Source organism: Actinomycetota bacterium (genome assembly GCA_040755895.1).
Taxonomy (GTDB): domain Bacteria; phylum Actinomycetota; class Aquicultoria; order Subteraquimicrobiales; family Subteraquimicrobiaceae; genus Subteraquimicrobium.
On the sequence record JBFMAG010000092.1, the window covers coordinates 1 to 5,192 of the forward strand.

Here is a 5,192-nt window from a genome sequence, read left to right on the forward strand (position 1 = left end):
TGGTTATTTACTCCTGCCTTATGTGAATCTTCCCTTTTGGGTGATTGCACTGGGAAGCCTTGCTGCAGCCGTTGCTGAGGTACTACCCCTTCCCATAGATGATAATTTCAGCGTTCCACTAATCAGTGCTGCTTCCATGCTGGTCACCAAGATATTTTGAATCGCAAGTACTCGGTTTAGATATCACCTCAGGTTTAATTCGTGGTGCGTTTTCATCTTCTTCAAAATGGGATAAGGATTTATCCAATGGTTACCTTCCTTAATCCCAAAATGAAGGTGAGGAGGTGTTCCTTTTGCGTTACCCGTGTCTCCGACATACCCGATGATTTGTCCTAATCTAACTTTATCTCCTTCTTCGATGCCACTGACCCATGTTTCCAAATGGGCATAGTAATAATATCTTTTATCTCTTCCCCGGATTCCGATGAAGTTGCCGCTGATGGGCTCGGTACCGATTTTCTCCGCTTTTCCTTCAACACAAGCATAAACAGGCGTTCCCCTTGGAGCGAAGATATCCGTGCCTTCATGTAAGTGATAATAAGGAACATATCTCGGGGCATGCCAGTCATTAGAGTAGTTGCAATTACCAGCCACTGGGAAGCAATACTCAATCTTGTATGCACTTTTGCGAGTGGGTGCTCGGATTTGTATGAGCTCGGGGAAAGCTACCACTGATACAAAAAGCAAGGATACGAGAAGATTAGCCGTGATGACCAGAGCAATTGCAACCGTTAAAATCCGATCAAAAAATCTATTCTTCAATATCATTTCCTCAAATTGTTCCTTCGCTTTAGTCTTATGAACTCCTTCCAAATTTTAAATTTCCATATCTCAAATTTTTCTTCAAAGGATATTTAAAAGAGAAGTTGAAGGATATTTTGAGGTGTTCCAATTGAGAGTGCTTATCATCAATAACTACTTTAACACCAGAGAGATCAACGAGCTAATCGATGCAGTTAGAATGTTCAGCGACATCAAGGTTATGCCCCACCATCAGATCGGTGCCGGATATGAACTCGATGAAGATATAGGAGCAGCAATCCTCAGCGGTTCGGGGGCAAGGATTGTTGAAGCTGAGCATGTGGCGAAGTTTAATCATGTGACTAACTTGATAAGGCGCATTGAAGTCCCCCTCTTGGGTATATGCTTCGGTCACCAGCTTATGTGTCTGGCATTGGGAGCCGATGTGGGAGCACTAGAAGAACCGGTTGTGGATAAGTTTGAATCCGTCCGGATCATCGAGAGGAATGATCTCTTTAAGGGATTTAAAGCTGGGCAGAGCATCCCCTTGGCGGAATGGCATCATGATTATGTGAAAAAGGATAGCCTTTCCAAGGCAAACTTAAGATTGCTGGCGGATTCACCATCCTGTGAGGTTGAGGCGGTAAAGCACGAAGTTAAACCACTTTATGGCATTCAATTTCATGCCGAGAGATTCCGCATTCGAGGAGAGGAGCACAGAGAGGGCATCCAGGTCATAAAACAATTCTGCTCGATGATTAGATGAGTACGTTTGACCGTTTTATCTTGGTCTCAGTTTCTTGAGTCTTTCGATCCCCTTGTCGACCTCAACGACTAACCTTTTGTGCAGGGCAATATTGCCCTTCCCCACCCTTTCAAATTCCCTTTTCACCCAAGGAACTTCTTCGATCATCCGCTTTCCGATATCAACATAGGCATCCATTTGCCCATTTCTATTTCTTTTCCACTCATCTCGATCCTTACACCCTTGCCTCGTTCAGCAGTGAACATGGTGCCATTTTTGATCTCCTGGACACAGCCATAAAAGACATCCTTCATGAGTGGTTTGGGTTTACCATGCCTCCCGACAGGTAGATAAATAGCGACTGCAACTGAGACACAGCAGGATTCTAGACCGGCGAGAGCCATCGACCGGATCCACGATGAGCACATACTCCGGCTCCCCGAAAACAACAAGCCCCTTATCCTCCGAATAATAAGCGATATTCCCATGAGCTTTTAAGTGGGTTCAACCTCATTCTTGGCTATTTCATCGATAGCAAAGGTGGTATCCCCACCCACTGATTGATCAACAGACACTCTGGAAGCAATTTTCCCCAAATGGGGCTTGACTATCCTCTGAATCCTTTGAGTTAACTCCTATGCTAAATCCCTGACATCCATCCCTGCCACTGCCCAAACTCTTTAGGATCCACCCTACTAACCTCTTCAATTTGGTCAAAGTGCTTATCTGTGCTAATGATTTCCCTGATATCGTTATTTATCATCACTGCAACGTGAATATGGTCACGAGGAGGTAGGTCAGGATATTTTTTTAGGAGTTCGAAGGTTGTTTCTACTTCCCTTTTGGTTACAAACAACACGTCTGAAACAGCAACCGAAAAATCCTTTGCCGTCTCTAACCCATCTTTTCCTTTGCCTATCATAAAATATCGATATAAGATCTCCTGTAATACTTCAGTATCAGTAACAGCTGTGATTTTTTCATCGCCTATATCTCTCAAGATAGCAGAGCAGAATTGCTTATACTCATGCTCTCTACCAACCGCATACATCACTATATTTGCGTCAATGAAATATATGCTCATAGAATAGCTCCCTTCATTATCTCTTCTTCCATTTTTTCCCAATCATCTATGGGTAATTCACGCGAAAGCATACGTTCGACCGCTTTTTTCTTCTCTAACTTGGTGCGTTCATGTAGCAACTTTTCTATTGCCTCTCGAATGATAGAAGCCACTGATTTCTTACGCTTTTTAGCATACAATTCAAGTTTCCTATACTGCTCTGGCGATAATAATATTTGTAGGCGTTTAGTGAGCTCAGACATCTCGATTCCTCCTTTAAAAGATATGTATGTGCATATTATACATCACTATCAGCTTAAATCAAATTCCGCAAACAATCAAATCCCATCCACGATTCAAAAATCGATATCTAAAGAGATTTCGCCACGAAAATTTCACTCACTACCAGCAACTTTAAAAAATTACTCGTTTAGCAGGACTTTAGCAATTTATAGCGAATATAATGCAACGATGATTTTGTTACTTAAAGGAGGGGAGATGGAGGGGCAAGTAAGAGATCGAGTAAAAGGAGATATTGCAAAAAGCACATTTTTCTGGAACTTATACGGGATATGTTATGATGGCATAAATATCGCTATGCCCTATCGCAAACTCCTTTTTGATGCATATATAAATCTTGATATCCAACCCAACCAAAAAATCTTAGATGCAGGTTGTGGAACAGGCAATTTCGAAAGATTCATCTCGAGTAGAAACATCCCTCCTATTGAAATTGAAGCAGTAGATTTCTCACCGCTGATGTTAGCCCGTGCGAGGAAGAAATGTAAGGATTTAAAGTTTGTTAATTTTGCTTTAGTGAACTTAGATGGAAAGTTACCTTATCCAGATGATACGTTTGATCGTATACTTTGTATAAATGTCCTTTATGCTTTAGAGAATCCACAGAATGCCATTTGTGAATTTATTCGTGTACTTAAACCAGAAGGAAAGATGGTTCTTACAAATCCAAAACCTGGTTCTCGATTTGCACCACTTATTCAAGATCATTTTAAGAGGATTGGAAATATCTGGGGATTCTCTCGAAAAGCAGGGGTTCTAGCAAAAACACTACTAATGTTATCCACCATTGGTCTTATCCCAATTCTAATAAATGTATTTATAATCGATAAAAAGGGAGGAAAGCAGGAATATCACTTTTTACCGGAAGAGGAATTTGTAACAGTATTTAAACAAAATGGTTTCAGGAGCATCGAGATAGAACCCGCTTATGCGGATCAAAATTTGTTTATAGTAGCGGCGGAAATCATTCCTCAAGAAACGAGGATGCAGTCCATTAATTTTGAATCGATGGAATTTCCATCCAAACACTCCTCGAGGTCTTAAGACATAATTCTAGGTGAAAGTTAGATTTCGTACCTTTTTCTTCTAAGAATTTGTCTGCGATAACTACTTGGAAGGGGGTTATATTAATGTCAAAATTTGGAGGTTTAATGCAAAATTTAGTAATGGTTAATCCCAAAAGAGCAAACTTGTTCCTTTCAAATGCTCCTGCAAAGCTTTTAGAAAAGCTAGGAAGGAAAAATGCTTTAGCAATATTCCGTGAGGCAGCTCAAAAGGTATCAGCCTACCAATATTTTCTCGAAGAGCACAGTATTGATCCTAGGAAAATAAAGTATTGGGAGGAAATTCCTCTTACAGACAAGGAGAATTATTTTAGGAAATACCCATTTGAGGAACTGTGTTTAGAACCCTTGGGTATGATGGACATTATTTACCGTAGCTCGGGAAATTCAGGACAACCATTTTACTGGCCGCAGTTAGCGAGCAAGGACAAAATGATACCTGCATACTTTGATCTTTATTACAACTATCTTTTTGATTTGAGGCATTCAACACTGATTGTCAACGTTTTCGCTATGGGTGCGTGGGTTGCTGGAATCACAATCACAACAAATCTAAAACAAATAGCATTAAAGGACGATTATAAACTAACTATTGTTTCCCCCGGGTCTGATATTAAAATTGCTTTAGAACTAATTGAGAGATTCGGTAAGCTATACGACCAAATCTTAATAATTGGCTACCCGCCTTTTATTGAACATCTTATATCAAAAGGAGAGGAAACAGGGATCAAGTGGCAAGAAATGCGGATAAGAATTCAAACGGGGGGTGAGCCACACACAGAAGCTTGGCGTGAGAAAGTTAAGGAAAGATTAGGGATAGCTAAGGATGATCTTCTTGGAGTAACTAGTGTTTTTGGTTCATCTGATACTGGCTCTGGAATGGTTGGTTTTGAAACCGCACTCACTATCTTAATTAAAAAGCTGGCTTCCCAAAATGAGAAGTTATGCGTAGAACTATTCAAAGGCATCCGATTGCCGACTTTAATGCAGTTTGTACCCATGAGCTATTTTGTAGAAGAAGTTGATGGCGAAATTGTTTTTACTACTAAAAGCGGCATCCCACTCATCCGTTATAATATTCATGATCGAGGTGGAGTAATTTCCTTCAATCAATTGATTGAAATACTCCACTCACACGGTTACAATATATTTTCGCTTCTTCGACAAGCAGGATATGAAACCATCTGGCGATTGCCCTTTTTTTATTGCTTCGGTCGGAGAGATGCTGTTTCAATCGATGGTGCTAATATCTATGCCGAAGATATCCAGGAGGCTATTT

The 5,192-nt window shown here is 40.6% G+C and carries 7 protein-coding genes; 3 read left to right on the top strand and 4 right to left on the bottom strand.

What is annotated here, in order from left to right:
• Positions 1-183: 183 nt before the first annotated feature.
• Positions 184-813 carry a M23 family metallopeptidase gene (locus AB1466_04325; protein ID MEW6189324.1) on the bottom strand — a complete coding sequence of 210 codons (630 nt, stop codon included), beginning with the start codon at positions 811-813 and terminating at the stop codon, positions 184-186.
• Between the two features lie 85 nt (positions 814-898).
• Here AB1466_04325 and AB1466_04330 point away from each other — a divergent pair, with 85 nt between their 5' ends.
• The gene (locus AB1466_04330) at positions 899-1,507 is read left to right on the top strand and encodes a gamma-glutamyl-gamma-aminobutyrate hydrolase family protein (protein ID MEW6189325.1); all 609 of its coding nucleotides are present in this window, start codon (positions 899-901) and stop codon (positions 1,505-1,507) included.
• Positions 1,508-1,522: 15 nt separating this feature from the next.
• Here the strand turns inward: AB1466_04330 and AB1466_04335 are convergent, their stop codons facing one another.
• The 3 genes from AB1466_04335 to AB1466_04345 all read right to left on the bottom strand — a co-directional run bounded on the left by AB1466_04335 (position 1,523) and on the right by AB1466_04345 (position 2,812).
• Complete coding sequence (locus AB1466_04335; protein MEW6189326.1) at positions 1,523-1,684, bottom strand: hypothetical protein; 162 nt, start codon at positions 1,682-1,684, stop codon at positions 1,523-1,525.
• 442 nt (positions 1,685-2,126) lie between these two features.
• Complete coding sequence (locus AB1466_04340) at positions 2,127-2,570, bottom strand: type II toxin-antitoxin system VapC family toxin (GenBank protein MEW6189327.1); 444 nt, start codon at positions 2,568-2,570, stop codon at positions 2,127-2,129.
• Positions 2,567-2,812 carry a ribbon-helix-helix protein, CopG family gene (locus tag AB1466_04345; GenBank protein ID MEW6189328.1) on the bottom strand — a complete coding sequence of 82 codons (246 nt, stop codon included), beginning with the start codon at positions 2,810-2,812 and terminating at the stop codon, positions 2,567-2,569. Before AB1466_04345 ends, AB1466_04340 begins: the two co-directional genes overlap by 4 nt.
• A 235-nt stretch (positions 2,813-3,047) precedes the next feature.
• On the opposite strand from AB1466_04345, the gene AB1466_04350 reads away from it, so the two are divergent.
• Positions 3,048-3,893: a methyltransferase domain-containing protein gene (locus AB1466_04350; GenBank protein ID MEW6189329.1), complete on the top strand. Its 846-nt coding sequence runs from the start codon at positions 3,048-3,050 to the stop codon at positions 3,891-3,893.
• An 86-nt stretch (positions 3,894-3,979) separates the two neighbouring features.
• Positions 3,980-5,192: hypothetical protein (locus AB1466_04355; protein ID MEW6189330.1), on the top strand; the 1,213-nt coding region annotated here is incomplete at its 3' end.

Coding starts and splice junctions, on each gene's coding strand:
- AB1466_04340 (MEW6189327.1), bottom strand. CDS start 2,570: ATGAGCATATATTTCATTGACGCAAATATAGTGATGTATGCGGTTGGT.
- AB1466_04350 (MEW6189329.1), top strand. CDS start 3,048: ATGGAGGGGCAAGTAAGAGATCGAGTAAAAGGAGATATTGCAAAAAGC.
- AB1466_04345 (MEW6189328.1), bottom strand. CDS start 2,812: ATGTCTGAGCTCACTAAACGCCTACAAATATTATTATCGCCAGAGCAG.
- AB1466_04335 (MEW6189326.1), bottom strand. CDS start 1,684: ATGGATGCCTATGTTGATATCGGAAAGCGGATGATCGAAGAAGTTCCT.